Source organism: Rhodococcus sp. IEGM 1318 (assembly GCF_033142465.1).
In the GTDB taxonomy this organism is placed as follows: Bacteria; Actinomycetota; Actinomycetes; order Mycobacteriales; family Mycobacteriaceae; genus Rhodococcus_F; species Rhodococcus_F qingshengii_B.
Genome location: NZ_JAWLSC010000006.1, coordinates 101,245 through 124,792 on the forward strand (window position 1 = coordinate 101,245; position 23,548 = coordinate 124,792).

At 61.4% G+C, this 23,548-nt stretch carries 24 protein-coding genes and 1 tRNA gene; 12 read left to right on the top strand and 13 right to left on the bottom strand.

Going from position 1 to position 23,548, the window contains the following annotated elements; all coding sequences use genetic code 11:
- Positions 1-31: 31 nt before the first annotated feature.
- From R4P65_RS15750 to R4P65_RS15760, 3 genes are read right to left on the bottom strand one after another with little or no spacing between them, the layout of a single operon-like run.
- Positions 32-937 (bottom strand): TIGR03619 family F420-dependent LLM class oxidoreductase, encoded by a 906-nt coding sequence (locus R4P65_RS15750; RefSeq protein WP_317827203.1) that lies wholly within the window; start codon positions 935-937, stop codon positions 32-34.
- Between the two features lie 3 nt (positions 938-940).
- Entirely contained in the window at positions 941-1,792 is an 852-nt protein-coding gene (locus tag R4P65_RS15755; protein ID WP_317827204.1) for an SDR family NAD(P)-dependent oxidoreductase, read from the bottom strand.
- A 46-nt stretch (positions 1,793-1,838) separates the two neighbouring features.
- Positions 1,839-2,504: a GGDEF domain-containing protein gene (locus R4P65_RS15760; RefSeq protein WP_317827205.1), complete on the bottom strand. Its 666-nt coding sequence runs from the start codon at positions 2,502-2,504 to the stop codon at positions 1,839-1,841.
- 279 nt (positions 2,505-2,783) lie between these two features.
- Here R4P65_RS15760 and R4P65_RS15765 point away from each other — a divergent pair, with 279 nt between their 5' ends.
- The 3 genes from R4P65_RS15765 (at position 2,784) to R4P65_RS15775 (ending at position 5,559) form a co-directional block, all read left to right on the top strand.
- Positions 2,784-3,461 (top strand): tellurium resistance protein, encoded by a 678-nt coding sequence (locus R4P65_RS15765; protein WP_317827206.1) that lies wholly within the window; start codon positions 2,784-2,786, stop codon positions 3,459-3,461.
- 289 nt (positions 3,462-3,750) lie between these two features.
- On the top strand, positions 3,751-3,945 hold the full coding sequence (locus R4P65_RS15770) for a hypothetical protein (RefSeq protein ID WP_317827207.1): 195 nt from the start codon (positions 3,751-3,753) through the stop codon (positions 3,943-3,945).
- 927 nt (positions 3,946-4,872) lie between these two features.
- The gene (locus R4P65_RS15775) at positions 4,873-5,559 is read left to right on the top strand and encodes an ammonium transporter (RefSeq protein ID WP_214885212.1); all 687 of its coding nucleotides are present in this window, start codon (positions 4,873-4,875) and stop codon (positions 5,557-5,559) included.
- Positions 5,560-5,884: 325 nt separating this feature from the next.
- Here the strand turns inward: R4P65_RS15775 and R4P65_RS15780 are convergent, their stop codons facing one another.
- Complete coding sequence (locus tag R4P65_RS15780; protein WP_317827208.1) at positions 5,885-6,193, bottom strand: helix-turn-helix domain-containing protein; 309 nt, start codon at positions 6,191-6,193, stop codon at positions 5,885-5,887.
- Between the two features lie 371 nt (positions 6,194-6,564).
- On the opposite strand from R4P65_RS15780, the gene R4P65_RS15785 reads away from it, so the two are divergent.
- The 3 genes from R4P65_RS15785 (at position 6,565) to R4P65_RS15790 (ending at position 8,797) form a co-directional block, all read left to right on the top strand.
- Positions 6,565-7,077: a hypothetical protein gene (locus tag R4P65_RS15785; protein WP_317827209.1), complete on the top strand. Its 513-nt coding sequence runs from the start codon at positions 6,565-6,567 to the stop codon at positions 7,075-7,077.
- Between the two features lie 240 nt (positions 7,078-7,317).
- A complete protein-coding gene (locus R4P65_RS33160; protein ID WP_411742548.1) occupies positions 7,318-7,902 on the top strand; it encodes a DUF6932 family protein in 585 nt (194 codons plus the stop codon).
- Positions 7,889-8,797 (top strand): hypothetical protein, encoded by a 909-nt coding sequence (locus R4P65_RS15790; RefSeq protein WP_317827210.1) that lies wholly within the window; start codon positions 7,889-7,891, stop codon positions 8,795-8,797. The genes R4P65_RS33160 and R4P65_RS15790 overlap by 14 nt, the downstream gene beginning before the upstream one ends.
- A 103-nt stretch (positions 8,798-8,900) precedes the next feature.
- On the opposite strand, the gene R4P65_RS15795 is transcribed toward R4P65_RS15790, so the two are convergent.
- From R4P65_RS15795 to R4P65_RS15835, 8 genes are all read right to left on the bottom strand, one after another.
- A complete protein-coding gene (locus R4P65_RS15795) occupies positions 8,901-9,101 on the bottom strand; it encodes a hypothetical protein (protein ID WP_317827211.1) in 201 nt (66 codons plus the stop codon).
- 2 nt (positions 9,102-9,103) lie between these two features.
- Positions 9,104-9,832: a recombinase family protein gene (locus R4P65_RS15800; protein ID WP_411742549.1), complete on the bottom strand. Its 729-nt coding sequence runs from the start codon at positions 9,830-9,832 to the stop codon at positions 9,104-9,106.
- A 213-nt stretch (positions 9,833-10,045) separates the two neighbouring features.
- A tRNA-Leu gene (locus tag R4P65_RS15810) sits at positions 10,046-10,119 on the bottom strand.
- A gap of 34 nt (positions 10,120-10,153) precedes the next feature.
- Complete coding sequence (locus R4P65_RS15815; RefSeq protein ID WP_317827213.1) at positions 10,154-11,119, bottom strand: Ppx/GppA phosphatase family protein; 966 nt, start codon at positions 11,117-11,119, stop codon at positions 10,154-10,156.
- Complete coding sequence (locus tag R4P65_RS15820) at positions 11,116-11,661, bottom strand: DUF501 domain-containing protein (RefSeq protein WP_214885201.1); 546 nt, start codon at positions 11,659-11,661, stop codon at positions 11,116-11,118. The genes R4P65_RS15815 and R4P65_RS15820 overlap by 4 nt, the downstream gene beginning before the upstream one ends.
- Positions 11,658-12,389 (bottom strand): FtsB family cell division protein, encoded by a 732-nt coding sequence (locus tag R4P65_RS15825; protein ID WP_317827214.1) that lies wholly within the window; start codon positions 12,387-12,389, stop codon positions 11,658-11,660. Before R4P65_RS15825 ends, R4P65_RS15820 begins: the two co-directional genes overlap by 4 nt.
- Before the next feature lie 20 nt (positions 12,390-12,409).
- Positions 12,410-13,696 carry a phosphopyruvate hydratase gene (gene eno / locus R4P65_RS15830; RefSeq protein WP_230814225.1) on the bottom strand — a complete coding sequence of 429 codons (1,287 nt, stop codon included), beginning with the start codon at positions 13,694-13,696 and terminating at the stop codon, positions 12,410-12,412.
- A 213-nt stretch (positions 13,697-13,909) separates the two neighbouring features.
- Complete coding sequence (locus R4P65_RS15835) at positions 13,910-14,722, bottom strand: lytic transglycosylase domain-containing protein (RefSeq protein WP_317827215.1); 813 nt, start codon at positions 14,720-14,722, stop codon at positions 13,910-13,912.
- A 140-nt stretch (positions 14,723-14,862) separates the two neighbouring features.
- Between R4P65_RS15835 and efeU the strand changes: the two genes are divergently transcribed.
- Genes efeU through efeB form a run of 3 tightly spaced genes read left to right on the top strand, consistent with a single transcriptional unit; the run spans position 14,863 to position 18,191 of the window.
- Positions 14,863-15,765, top strand: a complete 903-nt coding sequence (efeU, locus tag R4P65_RS15840) for an iron uptake transporter permease EfeU (protein WP_230814730.1) — start codon at positions 14,863-14,865, stop codon at positions 15,763-15,765.
- A 14-nt stretch (positions 15,766-15,779) separates the two neighbouring features.
- Positions 15,780-16,910 (top strand): iron uptake system protein EfeO, encoded by a 1,131-nt coding sequence (gene efeO, locus R4P65_RS15845; protein ID WP_230814227.1) that lies wholly within the window; start codon positions 15,780-15,782, stop codon positions 16,908-16,910.
- Positions 16,911-18,191: an iron uptake transporter deferrochelatase/peroxidase subunit gene (gene efeB, locus R4P65_RS15850; RefSeq protein WP_317827216.1), complete on the top strand. Its 1,281-nt coding sequence runs from the start codon at positions 16,911-16,913 to the stop codon at positions 18,189-18,191.
- Here the strand turns inward: efeB and R4P65_RS15855 are convergent.
- Positions 18,164-19,300 (bottom strand): glycosyltransferase, encoded by a 1,137-nt coding sequence (locus R4P65_RS15855; protein WP_317827217.1) that lies wholly within the window; start codon positions 19,298-19,300, stop codon positions 18,164-18,166. The genes efeB and R4P65_RS15855 overlap by 28 nt on opposite strands.
- A gap of 116 nt (positions 19,301-19,416) precedes the next feature.
- Here R4P65_RS15855 and R4P65_RS15860 point away from each other — a divergent pair, with 116 nt between their 5' ends.
- Genes R4P65_RS15860 through R4P65_RS15870 form a run of 3 tightly spaced genes read left to right on the top strand, consistent with a single transcriptional unit; the run spans position 19,417 to position 23,542 of the window.
- A complete protein-coding gene (locus tag R4P65_RS15860) occupies positions 19,417-21,174 on the top strand; it encodes an alpha/beta hydrolase family protein (RefSeq protein ID WP_317827218.1) in 1,758 nt (585 codons plus the stop codon).
- The gene (locus R4P65_RS15865; protein ID WP_317827219.1) at positions 21,138-22,583 is read left to right on the top strand and encodes an O-antigen ligase family protein; all 1,446 of its coding nucleotides are present in this window, start codon (positions 21,138-21,140) and stop codon (positions 22,581-22,583) included. The genes R4P65_RS15860 and R4P65_RS15865 overlap by 37 nt, the downstream gene beginning before the upstream one ends.
- Complete coding sequence (locus R4P65_RS15870) at positions 22,520-23,542, top strand: glycosyltransferase family 1 protein (protein ID WP_317827221.1); 1,023 nt, start codon at positions 22,520-22,522, stop codon at positions 23,540-23,542. The genes R4P65_RS15865 and R4P65_RS15870 overlap by 64 nt, the downstream gene beginning before the upstream one ends.
- The last annotated feature ends 6 nt before the right edge of the window (positions 23,543-23,548 follow it).

Sequence of the window (23,548 nt, forward strand, 5' to 3'; positions counted from 1 at the left end):
GCACGATAGAACTATCGCTTCGACGCAATTGTCATCGGGTCACCTTTGCGAAGGCCGACACCAACTCGCCGAACTCCGACATCGCCGTGTCCGGATCCGGATCTACTGCTGCCAGCGCGACCAGCACATCGGTAGCCCCGGATTCGAGCAGCTGTTCGGCACCGATCATCGTCGCCGGGAGATCGATCGAACCGTCAGCCCCGCGAACGACGGTCAGTCGCCCACGGACCTGCAATTCCGCTGGATCGCGTCCGAGGTCAGCCATGGCCTTCCCGATGACGGTGATCCCTTCACGTAGGTCGTCGTCCGCGGCGCCCATGATCGGAATCCACCCGTCGCCCCAGGTTGCGACGCGTCGTACCACGGCCTTGGAGAGCGAACCGGACACCCAGATCGGGATTCCCGCGGACGGACGGGGCGCGCAGTACACGTCGTCGAACTTCAGGCGAGGTGTGTCGATGCTCGCGGGCGCCGAACTCCACAGGGCCCGGCACACCGCAAGTGCGTCGTCGAGCAGCGGTCCCCTCTTACCGAAGTCCATGCCGACGGCGTCGTATTCGCGTTCCTGCCAACCGGTTCCAACGCCAAGGTCGAGTCGGCCACCGGACAGCAGATCGAGTGTCGCGGCCGTCTTGGCAAGTACCGCTCCCCCGCGCAGCGCCGCGATGACGATTCCGGTACCCAAGCGAATTGTCTTCGTCTGTCCGGCAACAAAAGCCAGGACGGTCAGCGGTTCGAGCCAGTTGGCGTCAGGCTCGGTGGGGAACGCCGACCACGTGTATGCCGAGTTGTCCGAACCCATCACCACATGATCGGTGACGAGGACCCGGTCGAAGCCGGCAGCTTCCGCGCTCTGGCAGACCTGCACGAGTTTCCCGTAGGAGTCCTCCGCGAGAGTGGCGCCGAAGTTGGGAACGTTCAGACTGAAAGTTGTCATGTGTCAAGCCTTTCGGGGCCGGTTGGTCCAGCCGCCTTCTTCGGTGGGGAACCAGCCGCCGGCAGCGTGCGAGCCGCCGTCGACGTGGATGACGGTTCCGGTGATGTATCTCGCCAGGTCTGAGGCCAGGAACAGCGCGGGGCCGGCAATGTCGACGGGCTGGCCCGGTCCACCCAGCGGTGCCCACCCCGGCCACTTGTCCCAGTCGTCGGCAGAGACGATCCTGCGATACGGCACCTGTACCGACTCGATCAGATCCGGGGCAATGGCGTTGACGCGCACTCCGGTTCGACCGATCTCCACACCAAGACTTCTGGTGAACTGTGTGAGCGCCGCCTTGTATGCCGAGTACATCGTGTGGCCCGGGATCGCTCGATGCGCCTCCACCGTCGTGAGGTTCACGATCGATCCACCCAAACCGCGGTCGATCATGCCGGGAAGCAGGGCATGGGTCAGACGCACGACGTGATCGAAATTGATGCTGCCGGCCTCGGACCAGAAACCCGGATCAGTTCCGGTGAACGCTGTCGGCGGATTCAGGAAATGCCCCACGTTGTTCACCAGGACATCTGGTGCGAACTCGGTCAACGCGACGGGGACTTCCGGCACCCGCACGTCGTACTCGAGATGTTTGATCGAACCACCTGCAGCGGAGTCGAATTCGACGCCGTTCAGCGGAGCCACGTCGACAACCAGAACTGATGCGCCATGCGATGCGAATGCCCGAGCTATCGCTGCTCCGATTCCCTGGGAGCCGCCTGTGACCACTGCCTTCTTACCCACCAGCATCGGCCCTGGGGAGTACGCCGATCCGACCTCCACGAAGACACCCTTCTGCAGTTCGATGTGAATCACTTCGGCGTACCGTCACACATCGATTCGCAAAACGGGCACTAAGTTCTCACTCAGTGGTAGCCGCTACACCCCGCCTGCTCGGACCGCCGAGTCGCCGCCGAGAGATTGCCGGGAGAGCGTCAGGGCGGCAGTACCCGATGCTGTACCCGATCTCCAACCGCGTGCCTGCCACTGTGATCGGATCATGGAGTGCTTCGATGTAGCGGCCGAGCAGAGTTCGCACGTGCGAACTGTCACCCACATCGGTGAAAAGAATCGCGAACTCGTCTCCGCCCAAACGCGCGAACAACTGTGACACCCCTCCGGCTTCGGACAGGCGATCTGCGACCTCCCGCAGAACCGCGTTGCCAACCGTGTGTCGCAGTGTGTCGTTGACCGATTTGAAGTTGTCGAGGTCGAGCATGGCCAACGCGAGACGGCTTTCGCTTGTGTACGGATCGTGCAGCAGTCGTTCCAACCCGGTCCAGAAGCTGTGCCGATTCGGCATTCCGGTGAGTGCGTCCACCCGACCCATCCGTACGATTTCGTCACTCTGCAGTTTCACTTCGGTGACGTCGGAACCGGCTCCTCGCCAGACGAACTCGTCGGACAGGAAAGGCCACAGGCGCGGCAACAGTCCTCTGTCCGGTGGAATCACATACAACGCCGACCCGAGCGTGACGACGAGGTGGACGGCTGCGGCCCATGGCAGCACGCCGAAGGTGACGGCCATCTGTTCACGCGTTACGTCTTCGCGTTGCGCGGGAGTCAGTCTTACTCGGGTGCGGTTGCAGACAAGAGAGGACCGACATCTCTTACCCCCACTCACACGCCGCAATTTCGAATCGGACGTCCGACTGAGCAATTCTCCCGTAAATGGGCACTGCTGCGTGTCCACGGATTGAAATTCGGATATGAGGGACAATGGCCGGAGATCGCCGATCACGTCGGTGGAGATTCCCCGACGGGTAACACGATCGGACTCATTCGAGTTCAGACAAGGACTATCACGATGGCAATCGACTACACCCGACGTTCCAGCGAGTCCACACCGTCGCAGGCACCGGTCAGCTTGAGCAAGATCACGCTCACCAAATCAGCGCCGACGGTCAACCTCGCGAAAGCGGGTGAACGACAAGGCAATATGCGCGTGAACCTCAACTGGTCACAGGGAGCGCCAGCGAAAAAGACCGGTTTCCTCGCCAAGCTCGCCGGCGCAGGCTCTGGCGCGGTCGACCTGGACCTCGGATGCCTCTACGAACTTGCCGACGGGTCCAAGGGAGTAGTCCAGTCCCTGGGCAACAGTTTCGGTTCACTGACTTCTCCGCCGTACATCTCCCTCGACGGCGACGACCGCAGTGGTGCGAACACCGGCGGCGAGAACATGCACGTCAATCTTGGTGACCCCAGCGCTTTCCGGCGAATCCTGATCTTCGCGATGATTTACGACGGCGCCCCCAACTGGGCGGCGGTGGACGGCGTCGTCACCCTCTATCCCACCAACGGACCCGAGGTGGAAGTGCGGCTCGATTCGGCCAGCAACCAGGAGCGTTTGTGCGCAATCGCTCTCATCCAGAGTTCAGGTCAGGGCGTGACGGTCACCCGCGAGGTGCAGTACATCAACGGCAGTCAGTCAGATCTCGATCGGGCATACAACTGGGGAATGAAATGGGCGGCCGGACGAAAGTAGGTGTCGCGGGCGGTTTGTCCCCTATCCGAATGACAATGTCCGAATCTTACACAATGCCGCAAGTTACTGGATAGTGTCGAGAAGTGGGGTCGGACATGAGGGGTCACGCTCGACACCGATAGTGGGTCGGTGACGCTATGTGCTTGGCGACGCCGACGTTCGACAGGAAAGGCCCTCGATTTCCCCCGATATCGAGGGTCTTTCCGTATCTTGCGTCACTGTTCGCACCCTTTCATTAGTTGATCGTTAAACTAGGCGTTCGTCCAACATGCACCGATGGAGAACGTGAATGTCCACGAATTCAGATCGACGCCCGCGCCTGCCCGTGAGAATTGGCTACCTCGCTGCAGGAATTCTTTTTGTCGCCGCCATGCTCCTGCTGGCAAGCGTCGTCAACCCTGACCGGGACCGCGACTTCTCGATGAACCACGTCCCCGCGGGGACGCCGACGACCGCCGTCGTTGCCACGGCTGACCTCGGCTAACGAAGGTACTGGTACGTAAGTGGCGCGCGTCACGAAGTGTGGGTACCTTCAACGCCAATGGTTCGCCGTAGGTCGGTATTGAGAGGGACGGCAAGCCACTGCCCTGCCTGGTTGCCCCACCCAAGCAGGCAGGGCACCCCCGGTAATTCAAGTCTCAAGTAGCTGTTACTCGGGGAAGACTTGTATCAAACCGAGACGAATCGTACATTTCATCCGGCAGTCGGCCTTTCGTCCGACGCCTTCGCCGTCAATGTCGACGGAACTTCTCTGAACACCACCACAAGTCGGCCACTTGTCGTGACCGCATTCGTCCTCGCGAAAGGCTCGCCCATGTTCGATTTCTTCGGCGCAATCTCCGGCTTCTTCGGTCTACTGTTCGGCACCGGCTCGTCGAGCGGGAGCTCGGGAGGAAGCAGCGACGCACCCGTCGCACCGCCTACCTGATCCACAAGCCTCACCCGACGCCGATCCGCCGGGTGAGGCTCTCCCGAATCTCTTTGAAACACAACGTAACAGCACTTCAACTCCACCGACTCTTCTGCGGACCCACGCCGACACACTCCGGCGTCCGGACGGTTTCACCGCAGCGCCTGCAGTAATGGGTCCGATGCCCGCCATTCTCGGTCGAGGCACACCCGCACACCTCCCAGCCGACAAGGCAGGTGTTCGCCGTGAGCCGGTGTCCGTTCGGGCAGCGGTCCGGAGATTGCTCGGTCAACCGCATCTCTACATCTTCGCACACATGTTCGATGATTTGGTACTGCGCACTGCAAATTCAATTGCACCGGCCGCTTCCGATCGGCCCGAACGCAACTATCCCTTCTGTCACTTCGGTCTGCTTTAATACGAAGGCTTTGTCGGGGGTTTACCAATGTCCGAAGTTGTCGAGTTTCTGCGAGCACACGCAGGCGAACACGGGGTTGAACTATGGGTTTCTTCAAGAAGGCGGCTGTGACTGCTCTAGCGGTCGCTGCAGTCGGAGCATCAACAGGGATCGCATCAGCTGATCCGTCGACCGACGTGAATTACGAAGCGAAGGTCGTCGACAAGTCGATCGTCACCACCATCGACGCCGGGCTGTTCAAGGTGTCCGGCGACGGCAAGTCCGTCGTCTTGCAGGACAGCAAGGGCGCCGACCTGGTTTCCCTGCCTCTCGCATACAACCTCGGAGATCTGCAGTTTCCCTTCGATCGCGCGATCAGTGAAGACGGTAAGACCCTCACGCTGACACCGATCACCGATTCGGCGAAGGCCACCCCTCGGCCCGAGAGTGCGCCTGCGGCAAAGGAATGGACGCCAGTAGCGTCGCCTGAGGAAAATGATCGAGCAATCGCGCACTTCCAGAGCCAACTCGGTCTCGGCACTCAGGTCGGGAGCCTGCTCGGCACCATCGTCGGCGCCGGAATCGGTTGCGCTGTCGGTGCTCCGCTGGGCTTGACCATCGTCGGACTCCCCGTCGCCGCGGCACTGTGCTTGGGCGGTCTCGCGACAGGAGCCGGCATCGGCGGTGTCGCCGGAACGATCCTCGGCGGCGGCGGCGCCGCAGTCGTGGCCGGCATCGATCTCGTCAACACACTGAATGCGCCTGCCGGAACGACTGTCTGGGCTCAGTAGCCCCTGGAACGTCAGTCACCACCCCAAGGAAAACCCCGCTCATCGGAAGAGGATGAGCGGGGTTTTCGATTCAATGTGCAGGCGGATCTACTTGGTGCCCCCAGTCGGACTCGAACCGACACTTGACGGATTTTAAGTTTGCCCTTCTTGGCGTTTGTTTCGATTGGCAGGTTTGGTGCGATTGGATTATCGCTGCAGGACAGGAGGTTTCAACCTTTGTGGCCTTGTTCCGATTGGGGAGTAGTGAAACTGCTGCGGACGCACTGCGGACGCAATCTGCCGATGGGTTGTGGGCAAAATGTGGGCACAGACGGGAAATCACCCACTACGAGGGTTCGAAACGCTCGCGATCGCGAATGAAGCGTTCTATTTCGATTGTTGAGACCTGACGCCCTCTGCCAATACGCACGCATTTGAGCTCGCCGGAGTTCCATAGCTTTCGAACAGTGGAAGCATGGACGCCAAGCAAGTCACCCGCCTGCTCACCGTCAAGAAGGCTGGGACCAGAGACAGTCACACCCGAAACGGAGGTCGTTTCATTCAGCCCGGACCTCCTGTCTGACAGCTGACTGATGATCAAGATGAGAGCATCGACCACTGCAGCAGGGATGACGATCGGTTCAGTTCGTGTCATACCTCAATTCAATCTCCAATCCACGCTATGTCCGGACTGTCTGGTATGTATTTGCCATGAAACGAACTCTGCTCGCTGTAATCGCAGTAGCCTGCCTAGCCGCCGGATGCTCGTCCGAGGGACCGACGGACACAGCGAACAACATCCCCCCCACAACTGCAGCAACATCGTCAGCTTCTGTTGTCGAGCCACGCACACTCAATGTGGGAGACACCGTTAAGCTTCGCGACGGCGAAGCGACCCTTCTCTCAGTCGAAATGATTAGCGACTGCACGTATCGCGACGCCTGGGACTCCACGGACGCGAAGCAAGGTCGGAACACGCATATCGCAATCGAACTCTCTGTCTCGGCCAACCCAGGCACAGGGTTCATGAACATTCCAAGCCTCAACATCTCCGAACGCGATCCCGATGGCTATGTAGCTACAAGCACCGCACATTCAACAGAGGGCAGATCGTGCATCGCAGAGCGAGATCGCCTCGACACTGTTGACGCCGGCACCAAGCAAAAGGGTTGGGTACTTCTGGCGACGAAGGCCACCGAAGGGGAACTACTTTGGAATGTCGGCGGCGGGACGTCGGTACTGATCCCGTTCCCGACCTCGACGAGTGAAACCGGCGGCGCACAGTCCCCTATAACTGTCACGACAAACCCAGCTGCGCAGATAAGTGGACAAGAACTGGCCAAGCGAGCATCTGAAGCAGTAGGCGAGCCTGCCACTGTCCAAGAAGTTGAACAGATGGCGGAGGTGGTCTGCCTCCAACTTCAATCCGGGACCTCAGTTGACGAGATCAAGACCCAGATGGAGTCCGGAATCGGAGATGGAGCGGACAAGGTTTCATCGTTAATTGACTTGATCGTCTCCAACCGCTGCCCCCGATAGCTGGACCGAGCCGCAAGGAAGGCCCCACCGTTTGGTGGGGTCTTCCCGTTTTTGAGACCGGTAAGTACGGTTCGGGTGATGCTGGCCGGTTGCGGCATGCGATGATTCGCGGACGATAAAGATCAGCCCCGGCGGATGCGGCAAACACCCCCCGAGGCCCGGCCGACAGGTTGACGTCGACATGAATGACAGTACGCAGCGGTACCGACAAGACTGTGAAGTCGTCAACACGCGGGCACGATGATCCCCTCGTTCGGTACCGATGGACACCTACCCCCGGGCCGGTACAGGTGCACCCTTGAGGAAGTTGAAGAGAGCCTCGTTCGCTCGCGTGTGTTTTCCGATCCGGCGCGCAGGGAGGAGCTATTCAGCGGATTGATTCGGTATCTCACCGCTTGGGAAGACACGCAGAGGAACACAGGTGCTGATGCACCGCTGCTGAGGTCGGTTTGGATGGCGGGCAGCTTTGTGTCAAGCAAGCTAAGCCCTAGCGACATCGACGTATCACCGATTGTTGATGGAGTCATCGCCGATTCAGTTGCCAAACGCCCTGGTTCGAGGATGATTCGAAATCTGACCCAAGACCGGGCATCAATTCTGCGGAAGTACGGCGTCGAAGTATTCCCCGTTCGATGGTTCCCCATCGAACGCCCGTTTCAAGCAGGGCTAGATTTGGCAGGCGATCAGCTCGCATACTTGTCTGATCGCGGCAAGATGGATGACTGGTGGCAACGGTGTCGTATCGACGGTGTTGACTTACCGTCTATTGCAAGCTGTGCAACGCGTAGAGGCTACCTGGAGGTGATGGTCGATGAGTCTTCGTGACAGATTTCCTCGTGCCGCACTGAACTACGAGCCAGACCCGGAACTCTTCGACATCGATCCAGCACCGGCTTCGACATTTCTGCGCCAGGCATTCTTGGACAGTGTTCGCAAGTTTGAGCCCGATGCACGCCTCGATGCGTTCGCGAATGTGCGCCTGTTCGGCCGAGGCATCACCGACGGAGTATTCGACAAGCACGCAGCGGAGATATTTCTCCGGCTTCAAAATGAGATTAGCTCGGCGGCCGAAAGTGGCGATGTTGACGCGGTTAACATCGGATTCTCGACTGTCGCCGAAGGCAGCGTGATCATGCACCTGCAGCCTGCATCCCCAATGGTTGCAGGTCCCGACGAAATGGAAATATCGGCCCCGTCGCCACTTGAAGTTGCATTGCTTCGGGTACTCGATTTGCATGACGCAGTAGAAACTGGCAATGGTGAGGCAGCGATCGGCAGCGCCAAGTCCGGCCTCGCAGCACGGCTTCGGCAGCTCGTTGAATCTCTCGATGATGCCGAAGCAGGGATTGAGATCGACATCTCCAGGTCCAGCGGAGCACGCAGAAAATCGGTCTTCACAGAGTCTGGACGCAACAACGCCCGTGAACTGCTCAAGCCAAAAGATCACGTCAAAAGAGGCTTGATCAGCGGCACCTTGAAGAGCGCCTCCACTGCAGGCAAGGTCGAGATTCAGGTAAACAGCCGCAGTGCTGTGGAGATCGTAGGTGTCCCACCGGACGATGTTAAGAAGCTGCCATGGGATAGGCAACTACGGGTTCGCGTTCGCATTGAAAAACTGATCGACCCTGCTGCAAGTCGCTCCAAAGTGACAAACCACTTCTTAGAATTGGTATCACACGACGAAATCATCCCCGAATCTGAAACACATCCAACGCCGTAGTGCCATCAGCGCTCCCAACCGGATGAGGTTGGGAGCTCTGTCTATTTCAGATGTAAATTCTGGGGCTGAAAATTGACCAGGAAATATACCGGCCACGCGCTGGTCATTGTGTTTTCCAGACGTAGTCGACACGGTGTGGGTCGAGTCCGTCGCGGCCTCGCCGGTCGGTGGGTTTGACGGTGAGATGGTCGACGACGATGGACACGACATCGCGGCGCCGGCGTTTATCCGCTTCCTCCCACCACTTCACGATGTCGTCGGCTGACGGTTCGGGTAGGTCGATGAGGACTTCCCGTTGCGCCATCTTCAGTTCGGTTGCGGCGATGTTCGCTCGTACTCGGTCGGTGCCAGCGCGCATGGATTCGCGATCGATGAGCCCGTCGGCGAAGTCCTCCCCAACGCGGTGAAACGGGCATTGAGTTCGGCTACCCGGTTCTCGCCTTCTTCGAGTGAGCCGAGCTCGTTAATCGACTTCGTCAACGCCTTCCGGTACTTCGGGGACGACAACCGCGCAAGGACCCGCTCGATGACGTCCGCCTCGAGCAGTTCAGCCTGGACGGACACGATGGACGGGCAGTCGCTGCTGCGGGTGGAGCAGGCGTAGACGGTGGGGCGGCCGACGGCGGATGCCGCGTACATGGGTCGGCCGCAGCCTCCGCACCGTGCGAGCCCGCCACCGAGGAGTGCCACTTGGGTGCGGTCGCCGGTGTACTTCGCTGGCTCCGGATCGAGAAGCAGTTCGCACAGCCGCTTGTAGGTTCGGGGCTGCAGGATCGGTGGGATGGTGGTGGCGACTAGTGTGTCGCCGCTCTGCTTCTTTCCGATCATGCAGGGGTTGGTGAGTGCGCGTTTGACGGTGATCGGTTTCCACGCTGTGCCGGAGACGGTGGAGATGCCTTCGGTTTCGAGGTGGTCGACGAGGCCGCGGAGTGAGCCGCCGTCGAGGAGTGTGGCGGCCATCATGCGGATGACTTCGGCTTCCTCGTTATCAAGAAGGCTGGCGTCCCAGCCATCCGCCTTCACTACGCTCTTCACACGTGCGCGACTTTGATGCATCTACGTGGGGTTCCGATCGCCGTCATCGCGGCATGGATGGGGCATGCATCGGCGGCTTTCACTCTGTCGACCTCTGCGCACGCGCAAGATCCGGCTCTGCTCGATGCCGCGAGTTACGCACCAGTTGTGACAATCCGTGACAAAAAGGCGTCCAGCTAGCAGGCGAATCCCTTCGAAACGTCTGCTGACCTGTGCCCCCAGTCGGACTCGAACCGACACTTGACGGATTTTAAGTCCGTTGCCTCTGCCAATTGGGCTATGGGGGCCTTGACGCACGCGACTGGTCGGGTGCGTCAGGAATCAGACTATCGGGTCGGTCTGAGCTATCGACATCGCGATGCCGTCGAGGATGTCGTGTTCGCTGACAACCAGTTCGGTGATCCCGGCTTTGGCCTCGAAGCTCTGAGCCAGCACCGTGGTGATGATCGCTCCGCCGCCGATGACGTCTACCCGCCCCGGATGCATCGGACCGAAGGCAGCACGCTCAACTCGAGGCATAACGATAAGGCGCTCACACACGTCGAACAGTTGATTGAACGGAATCCTCGACAGGTGCACCTTCTCGGCGTCGTACTCCGGAAGATCCTGCGCGATCGCGGCCAGCGTCGTCATGGTTCCAGCGACACCCACCCACGTGTGCGCCTTCTCGACGGGTACGGCCTCGAACGCCTCGGCCAATTTCGCGGTCGCAAAAGCCGTCGCCTCGGAAACCTGCTCTGCCGTAGGCGGATCCGACGGAAGGCACCGCTCCGTGACGCGCACGCAGCCGATGTCGGTGGAGTACGCAGCTTCGACGCCTGAAGCACCGCCGAGGACGACTTCAGTGGATCCGCCGCCGAGATCTACCACCACGAAGGGGCCCTCGGACGGATCGAGTTCTCCCACAGCACCGCTGAACGAGAGGCGTGCCTCTTCATCGCCGGTGATCACCTCTGCTCCTGATCCGGGAATCACCGCACCGAGCACGTCCCGCGTCATCGTGAAGAAGTCTTCCCGATTCGCAGCGTCGCGAGTAGCCGAGGTGGCGACCATGCGAACGGCGGTTGCTCCGGCGTCGGCAATCATCGACGCGTACTCGACCAGCGCGACCCGGGTGCGTTCGATGGCCTCGGGCGCGAATGTCCCTGTCGCATCAACACCTTGACCGAGTCGCACGACGCGCATCTCGCGCCGGACATCCACCAGACGACCGTCGGCGCCGACGTCGGCGATCAGCAGTCGAATGGAGTTGGTACCGCAATCGACTGCGGCGACACGGCGAGTCACTGGTCGGTGTTGTCGGCATCGTCGATGCCAGGCCAGTCCGCGGGAATTGCAGTGCCGCGGAGCTTTCCGTGACCGGCCAACGCGACGGACTCGTCACCGAGCGGATTCACGCCGGGACCCTTGGCAAGCGAATGCGCCATCAGCACGTGCAGGCACTTGACACGATCCGGCATCCCACCACCGGCAAAGTCGGTTCCGAGAGATTCGATCGCGTCCCGCTCGGCAAGGTACGACTCGTATGCCCGCCGGTAGGCCGCGGCAAGTTCCGGATCCTGAGTCAGGCGTTCGGTCATCTCACGCATGACGCCGGCGGATTCCTGACGGCTCGCTTCGGCCGTCAGTCGCGGATCGGTGAGGTAGTACAACGTCGGGAACGGTGTTCCGTCCGGAAGTTTGGGGGCAGTCTTGACGACGCCCGGCTGACCGTCCGGGCTGCGGTACGCGATCTCGATCACTCCGCGTGGCTCACGGCCCAATTGAGCGGCAACGGCGTCGAGGTCCGCCTGTGAAACCTGTGGGGAATTTTCGGACGTGTTGCTCACCCGGTGGGTACTCCTTGTTCTTCTGGCTCTATCGGCGCCAACGGCATCGGGGCCGGTGTCATCGTCTCGGGAACCACTGGCGGTTCCGAAATCGTTTGCCACAGATCGCGATACCACGGACCTGTCAGCGGTGTTTCCTTTTCCTGCTTCTTCTCGGGTTCCTTGTAGTCACCGGGAAGCTGAACCTGAAATGGGGTCTCGCCCGGTTTGACGTACCGAAGGCGTTCTCGTGCAAGAGCTTCGATGTACGCAGGGTCGTCGAAGCGCGCGTTCTGGCCTTGCAGCTTTCGCAGTTCTTCCTCGAGCACCTGACGTTCGGCCGCCACCTGCGCGGCATCCGAACGCTGGCTGATGTAAGTACGCAGCGGCACTGCCAGTGTCAGCGCCAGCATGAGCACAACCATCGCGAGCACCACGGCCCGACTGGTGGACAAGCCGAAAATGGTGTTGTCCGACTTCGGAAGCCGAGACCAGAACTTGTTGGTTCCGCTCTTCCCCCGGGCCGACTTCGACCCGCGCGCCGACGCTTTCGCGGCGGAGACCCCCGGTTGCGCGGGGTCTGTCGCAGCGGAATCAACTGCTGCCGGATCGACCGAAGATGCCGGTTCCGACGCGCGTGGGCGTCGAGCGCTGTCACGACGCGCACGAGACGGTGTGTCTCCACGACGGGAACCACGACCCCCCGGACTTCCGCCGGGGGATCGTGGCTTACCGCGCTGTGCAGACACTACTGAATCTTAGATTTCTGTCAGGCCTCGAAAGCGAAGCGCGGGAACGCAACCTCGCCGGCGTAACGTGCTGCATCGCCGAGGTTCTCCTCGATACGCAGCAGCTGGTTGTACTTGGCAACGCGCTCGCTGCGGGCCGGAGCACCGGTCTTGATCTGGCCGCTGCCGACGGCAACTGCGAGGTCGGCGATGGTGGTGTCCTCGGTCTCGCCGGACCGGTGGCTCATCATCGTCTTGTAACCGTTGCGGTGAGCGAGATCGACAGCGTCGAGGGTCTCGGTCAGGGTGCCGATCTGGTTGACCTTCACCAGGAGTGCGTTGGCCGCGCCCTTGACGATGCCTTCTTCGAGACGCTCGGGGTTGGTGACGAAAAGGTCGTCGCCGACGAGCTGGATCTTGTTGCCGATCTGATCGGTGAGCGCAACCCAGCCGTCCCAGTCGTCTTCGTCGAGCGGATCCTCGATGGAGACGAGCGGGTATGCGTCGATGAGGTCGGCGTAGAACGCCGCCATCTCGGCCGCCGTGCGGTTCTTGCCCTCGAACTTGTAGCCGGTGCCGTCGGTGTAGAACTCGGTAGCGGCGACGTCGAGAGCGAGCGCGACGTCGGTGCCCAGCTTGAGGCCCGTCTTGTTCACGGCGATCGTGATGAGGTCGAGTGCTTCCTTGGTGCCAGCGACGTCCGGAGCGAATCCGCCTTCGTCACCGAGGCCGGTGGAGAGGCCCTTCTCCTTGAGAACCGACTTCAGGGCGTGGTAGACCTCGGTGCCCCAGCGCAGCGATTCCTTGAAGCTCGGGGCGCCGATGGGCGCAACCATGAATTCCTGGACGTCGACACCGGTGTCGGCGTGTGCGCCACCGTTGAGGATGTTCATCATCGGGACGGGGAGTACGTGAGCGTTGGGGCCACCGACGTAACGGAACAGCTCCAGGCCCGAGGACTCGGCAGCGGCGCGAGCGACGGCAAGCGAGGCACCGAGCAAAGCGTTTGCGCCGAGGCGGGACTTGTCCGGGGTGCCGTCTGCGTCGAGCAGCGCCTGGTCGACCGTGCGCTGCTCGGTCGCGTCGATGCCGATGATGGCGGGAGCGATCTCGCCGAGCACAGCCTCTACGGCCTTCTCGACGCCCTTGCCACCGTAGCGCGCGCCACCGTCGCGCAGTTCGACGGCTTCGTGCTCACCGGTCGAAGCGCCGGACGGCACCGCAGCCCTGGCGAAACTTCCGTCTTCGAGCAGAACCTCGACCTCAACCGTGGGGTTGCCACGGGAATCAAGGATCTCGCGAGCTCCGACCTGCTCAATACTGGCCACTGTGTGGTTCTCCTTCGAATGGGCTTCGCATTGGGGCACGCACTGCGTGCTTGACACTTGGGCTCCGACCCCTCCGGTCGACAGAGGACCACGATCGCGGCTGGGCCTCTGCAGTGCCAGCACCTCTGTAGTGCCAGCACACAGCCTAACCGCACCGGCCGAAGGCTTCTTTATCGACGCGCGGTCATGGCCCCGACCTGCGGTAGATCACCGTCAGTCCGGTCGAACCCCGACTGAATATGCCGCCGCACGATCTCGGACCAGCGCGAGATAGTCGCCCGAAAGGTTGTACGCCATCAGCGCCTGCTGCCAACCGGCAGCGGTAGTGAGGTCTCCCCCGCGTGCGCACAGGTAACGGGCAGCGGTGAGCGCGGCGTCGTCGATGTTGTCCGGGTCCACGCGGCCATCACCATTGGCGTCGACACCCCATTTGAGCCACGTCTCAGGGATGAACTGCATGGGCCCCATGGCGCGGTCGTGCACAGGGTCGCCGTCCATCGCTCCGCCGTCGGTGTCGGGAATCTCGGCAACTCCCGGGCCACCGTCGAGAGGGATTCCCCGAATGATCGGGGCGACTTGACCCAACGCGTCGACCGACGAACCGTCGTAGGTCCCGTGGCGGCTCTCGACGCTGCCGATACCGGCCAGAGTTGTCCACCCGATTCCGCAGCCGGGAAGCGTCTCGGCCATGACCGCAGCGGCATACCCGTATGCCTCGAGCGCAGTGGTACCGATCCCGATGTCGTCGGACAATCCTGCCGCCCAATCGGCAAGTTGATCAGCACTGCGGCCGGGAGCGTTGATGTCGATCGGCGGTGTCGGAGAGCCGCTACCTGGGGGTATGCCCTCGGGAATAGCAACCTTCGGTTCGTTCGATCCACACGCGACGGCACCTACGCCCAGCAAAGCTGTTCCGGCAGCTACTGCGGCGACGGCTCGCGAGAGACGCCGGGGACTTCTGCGGGCAGAGGAGGTTCGGTACACCCTTCCATCATCCACATGCGAGCGAACTACTCCCCGATCCATTGGTAAAGAACAGCAAAAGTACAGGTCAGGGCATGGTTCCCCACTGATTGTGGAGTATCTTTTTCTGAGTTAAGGCTGGCCTAGCCTGATGAAGCTGTCCGAACCTGTTTCACCCACTCAGTCAGGAGTCGCCCGTGCCCGTGTCGGTACTCGCTGCCGCGAGCACACCGTCAGTTGCCACTCAGCTATTCGGTAGTGGCCTGATCGGTCTGCGCGAAGGCCTCGAAGCAGGCATCGTGGTGATGATTCTCGCTGCCTACCTAGTGAAGGCTCAGCGCAAGGACGCACTCAAATGGGTGTGGCTCGGCGTCGCGATCGCCGTCGCGATGGTGGCGATCATCTTCTTCGCGATCCACTACGGAACATCGACGGTCGACGGCTTGACCGCCGAGATCATCGCAGGCGTTGCCTCCCTGATCGCCGTTGTCATCGTCACGATCATGGTCCTGTGGATGCGCACGGCAGCGAAGAACATTTCCGGGGATCTGAAAGCCGGAATGGAAAGGGCGCTGATCGCCGGCCCCGTCGCCATTCTGTCGCTGTCGTTCTTCGCTGTTGGTCGTGAAGGCGTCGAGACGGCGTTGCTCATGGTCGGATATGCCGAGAACACCGCGGGCAGCTCCTGGCCGTTGGTCGGATTGCTCCTCGGAATCCTCGTGGCCGCCGTCTTGACCGTCGCCATGTACTTCGGCGCCCTCCGTCTCAACCTGACGACGTTCTTCCGGTACACAGCGATCTTCCTTATCGTGGTTGCCGCCGGAATCCTTTCGTACGGTGTTCGCGCTCTACAGACCGGAAACGTCTTGCCGGGCGGTTCGAATCTCGCGTTCAACCTGACGCCCGGCTATGACCCGTCGACCTGGTACGGCACCGTCCTCGCCGGAATCTTCAACTTCCGCCCGGACCCGACCGTCCTGCAAGCCGTCGCGTGGGTCGTCTACCTCGTAGTCGTCCTCGCGCTCTTCCTGCGTCCCCTTCCGTCTAGCCCTTCGGCGCCGACAACCCCGCCTGCGCACGACACACACGTTCCCGAGAAATCCTGAGAGGCATTGCCGACATGCGTAAATCCACCCTCGTACTGGCCACGGCTGCGGTACTTCCCTTCTCCCTCGCCGCGTGCACCGAGAAGACGACGGCGAGCGACGGCGACATCGTCGTCACGGCCACCGACGATTCGTGTGACGTCAGTGCCACCACCGGAACTACTGGCAGTTCGACGTTCCAGGTGACGAACAACGGCTCGAAGGTCACCGAGTTCTACGTCTTCGCCGAGGGTGATCGAGCGATGGGTGAAGTCGAGAACATCGGCCCCGGCCTTACCCGGCAGCTGATCGTCTCTCTCCCCGAGGCTGCGACCTATCAACTCGCATGCAAGCCGGGCATGGTCGGAACCGGCATCCGTCAGGACTTCGTCGTCACGGGCGATTCGCAGGCGGCCACCGACGAGAGCGGCCAACTCGCCGAAGCTGCCGACGGTTACCGGCGGTACATCCGCAGCCAGATCGTCGCGCTGCAGGACACCGCAGCTCAGTTCGTCGCCGCCGTCCAGTCCGCCAACGTCGACCAGGCGAAGGCACTGTTCCCGATCGCACGTACCTACTACGAGCGCATCGAGCCCGAAGCCGAGAGCTTCGGCGAACTCGATCCCAAGCTGGACCTGCGCGAAGCAGATCTGGAGCCCGGTCAGGTCTGGACGGGATTCCACCGCCTCGAGAAGGATTTGTGGGTCACCGGACTGCAGCCGGATACCAACGCAGTCGCCGATCAACTGCTCGAAGACATTCAATATCTTGCCGATCAGGTGAACGCCGAGGACTACACGATCGATCCAACCAAGATCGCCGGCGACGCCCAAGGACTGCTCGACGAGATCTCGACTTCCAAGATCACCGGTGAGGAAGACATCTTCTCGCATACCGACCTGTGGGACTTCCAGGCCAACGTCGACGGCTCGCAAGCTGCGATCGCGGCACTGAACCCGATTCTGCAGGAACGTAATCCCGAGCTCGCCCAGCGCATCGCCGACCGATTCGCCGACCTCGACGCCGCGCTGGCACAATTCCGCGTCGGCGACGGATTTGTTTACTACGACACCGTTACCGAGGCGCAGCGTCAGGAACTCTCACGTAAAATCGATGCCCTGTCCGCCGAGGTCAGCCAGGTCCAGGAAGTAGTTGCGGGGCAGTAGATGACTGATTCACCAGAAGGCACGCCCGCTGCGGAAAACACAGCACCGCAGGGAGTTTCACGACGCCGATTGTTCGGCGCCGTGGGAGCCGGCGCAGTCCTGGCCGGTGCCGGTGCCGTCATCGGACGGGTGACCGCCGACGACAATTCCGGCGCAAATCACGCAGATGTGGTGACCTTCCGCGGTGAACATCAGGCAGGCATCACGACGCCGGCCCAGGATCGCATGCACTTCGTCGCTTTCGACGTAACGACGAAATCACGTGACGAACTGATCACGCTGCTGCAGACGTGGACAGCGATGGCCGAACGAATGACTGCGGGTCAGGAAGCAACCGAGGACGGCGCGACCGGCGACGGCCCGTACGCACCGCCGAGCGATACCGGCGAGGCACTCGATCTCGCGCCGTCGCAACTCACCCTGACCATCGGATTCGGACCGTCCCTTTTCGACGACCGTTTTGGGCTCGCGGACAAGAAACCTGCTGCCCTACTGGACCTTCCCCACTTCCGTGCGGACAACCTCGATGCGAACCGCAGCGGGGGTGACATCGCCATCCAAGCGTGCGCCAACGATCCCCAGGTTGCCGTGCATGCGATCCGCAACCTCGCACGAGTCGCTTTCGGGACTGCGTCGGTCAAATGGTCGCAACTCGGGTTCGGACGAACGTCCTCGACCTCGACGACGCAGGCGACACCACGAAATCTGTTCGGGTTCAAGGACGGAACCGCCAACATCAAGGCAGAAGATCCAGACGCGCTCGCCCAGCACGTCTGGGTCGGCCCCAACGACGATCAGGCCTGGATGGCGGGCGGATCGTTCCTCGTCGCCAGACGCATTCGGATGCTGATCGAGCAGTGGGACCGCGCAGTTCTCAAGGAACAGGAAGCCGTCATCGGCCGCTCCAAACGGAGAGGAGCGCCGCTCGGCGGCAAAGACGAGTTCGATGAGCTCGATCTCGACTCCAAAATGGGACACGACTACGTCATCCCAGAGAATTCACACGTGCGCCTGGCCTCGGCCGAGGAACTCGGTGGGATTCAGATCCTGCGCCGCGGATACAACTTCACCGACGGCTCCGACGGCTTCGGCCACCTGGACGCGGGACTGTTCTTCGTCGCGTATTGCCGGAATCCAGTCGAGCAGTTTGTTCCGATGCAGCAGAACCTTTCGCGGCACGATGCGTTGAACGAATACATCCAGCACGTCGGTTCTGCAGTCTTCGCCTGCCCTGGTGGTCTCGCCGACGGGAGCTACTGGGGCTCCACGCTGTTCGCGTAGCCGAAGACCGGGACACCAGTCCAGGTAGCGATCTCGGAACGAAATCTGCGCACGGAGTACTTCTCGTGGGAGCGTGCACCATTCACGTCTACCACGGCGATATCTCGGATGCACTCGGCCACCGATTCCCAACTGTCGTCGTGAAAATGGAGTCCATCGACACCAGGTGTCACGGTTTCCGACGCTCCCCCGATGCTGTTCGTAATCACGCGCGCACCCGCAGCCATCGCCTCCACCGGCATGATTCCGAAGTCTTCGATCGCCGGAAAGACGTACGCGAGTGCCTGCTGATACAGCGCGAAAAGCAACGCATCCGAGGGGCGACGAACAATTCGAACGGGAACCGACGCAGAGTCAGCCATTGCGCGGAGCCGATCCTCTTCCGGGCCCGACCCTGCGATGACAGCAGCCGTCCCGGCCCGCTCGGCTGCCCGGATCACCCAGTCCAATCGCTTGTACGGAATGAACCTGGAGGCACCGAGAACGAATGGCGACGGCAAACTGGATAGTAGCTGAAGCTCGTTTTCACTCAATCTGGATCGCCAATCATCGACGGCGGAGATCCGATCGACGTCCACAGGGGGGTGAATGACCCGCGATTGCACGCCCCAGGCGCGCTCGACCCGCCGACGAACAAACTCGCTGTTCGCTGCGAACGAAGCCCCCTCTGACGCCCGTTTGCGGTCGATTTTGCGCAGAATGGGTGATCCCAGCCTCGCGAGTGGCGAGTTTCCACGCTCGTCCAGTTCCGGATTCCACACGTACCTGGCGGGGGTGTGCACGTAGACGAATTTCCGGAATCGCGCAGACTGCTCTTTGAATGTTGCGTGATGGGCGAACACGTGGGAACTGATCAGCGCGAAGTCATAGCCGCGATTCTCCAACCCTCGCCAGGTGAACGGCATGACGGGCAATGAGAGCGCTTTGCTACGGCGCAATGGTGTTGCAGCGAGCATACTTTCGTTGACATCGGTCGTCGAGTAACGCCCCGGAGCATCGTTCCACAGGCAGTACAGGTCAGCATCCGGATAACAGTTGACGAACTCGTCCAGCACCTTCTCTGCGCCGCCTGAACGCTCGATCCATTCGTGGACGAGTACACCTGACATTTCGGACTCCTATGCGCTTTTTCTACGCTTCACAGACCTAGAGACTGTCTCTACGCGATCAAACGGGCCAATGGTATGTTTACCAGCAACATACAGGCAACCGAACTTGACCGGGAGTGATCACCATCGAGACCCAACTGGCCACATGGTTCGGGTCGGCAGACAAGCCGTTGCTCGGATTCGTTCACGTACCCATCTCGGGCACTGCCCGTGAAGCCGTGGTCATGTGTCCCCCGCTGGGCAAGGAGCACATCGACACCTATCGCGGCATGCGACTACTCGGCGAAAAACTCGCGGCACGAGGAATGGCTGCTTTTCGTTTCGAGTACGCGGGAGTCGGCGACTCAGCCGGCGCAGAAGACGATCCTGTCGCTCTCACCTTCTGGCTGGAGAGCATTGTCAGTGCTGTGGACTACGTCCGACGGGCGGGCGCAGAATCCGTGAGCATCGTTGGACTGAGGGTAGGGGCACTACTGGCAGCGTCGGCATTGGAGGCATGTGGGACCGTCAACTCGATAGTCCTGTGGGACCCAATTCTGACCGGCCGCAACTACCTCAGGGAACAACGTGCGTTCTATGCGATCAGCGTCGGAGAGGACGATCCCACCGACTCACGCGTGTCGATCATGGGTGGCGTGCTGGCACCCGAATGCGCCGACCAATTGTCACGTCTCCGCATCACCGGGCCATTTCTCGGACGCCCGCACACGCTTCTGGCCGTGAAGTCTTCGGTAGTGGAGAGCAGGGCTGTCGCCGGGCTCGCAGCAACTCTCGATCCCGAGATGATGATCTTGGAGAACCACGACGCGTTCACCTCGCCCCCCAGTTTCTACGTCGACATTCCTTACGACCACATCGAAGAACTGGCCGAATGGGTGGCTGAGCACGCCCCGGTGACTTCGCACGCTTTCACTCCGGCGATTACCACGACGGCACGTGTCGCAGTGACACCCAGTGGCGACGAGGTTTTCGAATCACTCGAACGCGTGGGACCCAGCAAACTGTTTGCGATACGTACCCATCCCGCTGGAACAGAATCGCCTGGAGGCACTCTGGCCCCGCCCACTCCCGAGCGAGGCTTGTTGTTCTACACCACAGCTGTGGAGCACCGCTGTGGCCCAGGCCGCTCATGGGTGACTATCGCGCGTGAGGCTGCTGAACATGGGGTGACCAGCCTTCGATTCGACCGTCGTGGTGTCGGTGACACCGGACCGATTCGCGCCGACATGCCGACCGCTGTGTATTCCCGAAACGCCGACGAGGACGCCCTGGCTGCCGTCGACGCTCTGGGCGCGGACCCCAAGAATCTGATTCTGGCGGGATTGTGCTCCGGCGGCTGGACCGCAGCATCGGTCGCTCTGAAAGTCGGCGCCCGTTCCACCGTTCTCGTCGACATGATCCTGTGGTCGGTACGACGGAAGAAGTCGCTCGTCGACGCCGTGTTGCCGGAGGCTCCGCGGGCCATTTCTGACGGCGAGAAGCAGAAGCTGCCGTTCAAGGCCTCCCTCAAAGCTCAACTACAGTCCCGATTGCCGTACCTCGCATGGAAGCTGTTGGGGCAGAGGGGAATTACCCAGGTTCCCGAGGTGCTGCTCGATGCACTCGACAAGAAGGGCGTGCACGCGACGGTGGTTCTCTCGCCGGCGGATGTCGATTGGTTCCGGCAACAGCGTGGGCCCGAAGGGATCGCCAGAATGGCTCGTCGCGGGTACGACTTCGACGCCATCATGGCGCCCGTCGGTGACCACCCGGCATATCACCGTGACCTTCGAACCCTCATCCAGTCCTCGGCAGTTTCCGCCGTCGCCACCCAGTTCGGAGGATCGAAACCGGGACAGTGCGTCTCGCGAACGACGAGCGGACGGTCGATGTGAATATCGCCACCCTGCTGATCGGTGCGGTACTGGGTGCCGTCGTGTGCGCGGCCATTTACCAGCGGCCACAGCGTGGCGTCCTGCTGGTGGCGCTGTTCGCCCCGTTGCACGGGTTGCTGGCGATCATCCCGAACGGCACGGCGTTGGCGGGGTGGAAGGAAGGTCTCATCCTCCTCACCTTGATATGCGCTTTCCTGAGCCCGAATCGCCACGGAGTCATTCGGCCGTCGATGCCGTGGTGGCCCGCAGCAGTCGTGTGGGTGGCGATGGGGTGCGTGTCGGCATTCACCCTGTCCGGTCTGGGGAGTCTCGGCTCGATCAAGATCACCTACTTCTACATGCTGCTTCCCCTCATTCTGTGGCGCGCGCCGTTCACTCGTGAGGATCGTGATCATCTCGTCTCGATCCTGATGGGGGTGGGAATCCTCGCCGCAGTGGTCGGTCTGCTTCAACAAGTGGTCGGACCCGAATTCCTCGTCAGTCTCGGGTACAGCTACACCGAGGAGATACGTATCACCGGTGGGATTCTGCGGAGTTTCAGCACGTTCACCGGTCCGTTCGCATTCGGCCTGTACGTGATGCTCAGCCTAGTTGTGGGGTTGTCCGTCAGTCTCAACGAGCCGACGCGTCTGCGGAACATGATCTTCCTTGCCGCCACGCCCATCATGATCGCCGGTATGGGGGTGTCCATCGTGCGGGCCAGCTACATCGGTTTCGCTGCCGGTCTCCTCTGGCTGGCGATCTACAAGTACAAGTCGCTGCTGGTGCTGTTCGCTGCCGCAGCCGCTGCAATCCCGATCGCTCTCCTTCTCACGCCCACTTCCGTGATGAAAGCGTTGTTCTCCTCGAACAGTCTCGAGGAACGTGGCAACGGTTGGTCGGAGACGGTCAGCTCACTGTGGGTGAATCCACTCGGACAAGGTGTCGGCGCGACCGGGTCTGCTGCAGCGAAGGCCGCGGAACTGGCGCATCCCATGATCAACACATTGACGATCAAGGCAGCTACGACGCTGCGTCTGATCCCGTACCAGCCTGACAACTACTACATGAAGGTCGCCGTCGAGCTGGGACCGATCGGGCTGTGGGTATTCACGTTGATCTTGGTGTCGGCGGCCGTCACGGGACTCCGTGCATCGCGCATCCTCCCCGGCCAGGACGGCGCTCTCTCGTTAGGCGTGAGTGCCTCGATCATCGCCGCATGCGTCGCGTCCCTGGTCTCGACCTACTTCGAAATTTTTCCACTCGACCTTTACTTCTGGTTACTGATAGGAACCGCAGGATGCGCACTGAGCCAACATCACTCGGAGAAAACCGCGACACTCGGTCCGGAATCACCTACGGAGCCATGGCCCTCCGACCCGGCGGTGGTGGGGTCCAGACCTACGCCCGTGAGCTCCTCTCCGAGCTAGTTCCGTTGATCGGCGCTTCCGCAAAGCTGAGCGCCACTGTGCAACAGGACGCAATCGGTGAGCTTCCGCCGGCGATGGAACCGATCAGCCGTCCCGTCGTCGCCGGCGTCCGCCGAGCAGCGTGGGCGATGGTCCCGATCAGCGGAACTGACCTCTTCCACAGTCTCGACGTCGATATTCCGTTACGGCAGCGAGGCCTGACCGTATCGACCTTCCACGACATGTCAGTGTTCGACGTCCCATGGGCATTCAGTAAGTTTCGGGCCACCGGCGAGCGACAACTTCTGTCCATGGCGCTGCGTAAGGCAGATGTCATCATCGCGGTATCCGACTTCACGGCCGAACGCATCAAAGCATTGAGTGGTCGCGACGCTGTGGTCACCCCCCTGGCGCCGGCGCCGTGGGCCACCGTGCCCACCGACGCCGAAGTCGCGGATGTAAGGGGACGCCTCGGTCTTCCCGAACGATTTGTACTCCAAGTCGGGACGATCGAGCCCCGCAAGGATGTCGCGTTGGTAGCCGACGCCTGCCGTGAACTGGACATACCGATTCTTCTCGCCGGTTCCGGTTCCACGGGACCCGATGCTCCGGAACACTCTGTCGGCCTCGGTTACGTTGCAACAGAGGATCTTCCCGCACTGTATTCAGCGGCTACGGCCGTCGCGTACTCGTCGCGATACGAAGGATTCGGACTCCCACCGCTCGAAGCCATGGCATGTGGCGGCGCGGTGGTCGCCAGCGCCGTAGGCGCGCTCCCCGATTTCGCCGACAACGGCGCTGTCCTGGTGAAAACTCACGACAAGGATTCCTGGGTTCGAGCACTCCGATCGGTGATCGACGACGCCGACTTCAACCGCACCCTTCGATCCGCGGCACCTGGAGTCGCGGCGCGATCGACCTGGACTCGAACCGCTGAACTCACCGTCGACAGCTATCGATCAGCGGGACTGAGCGTGTGAGTTGGC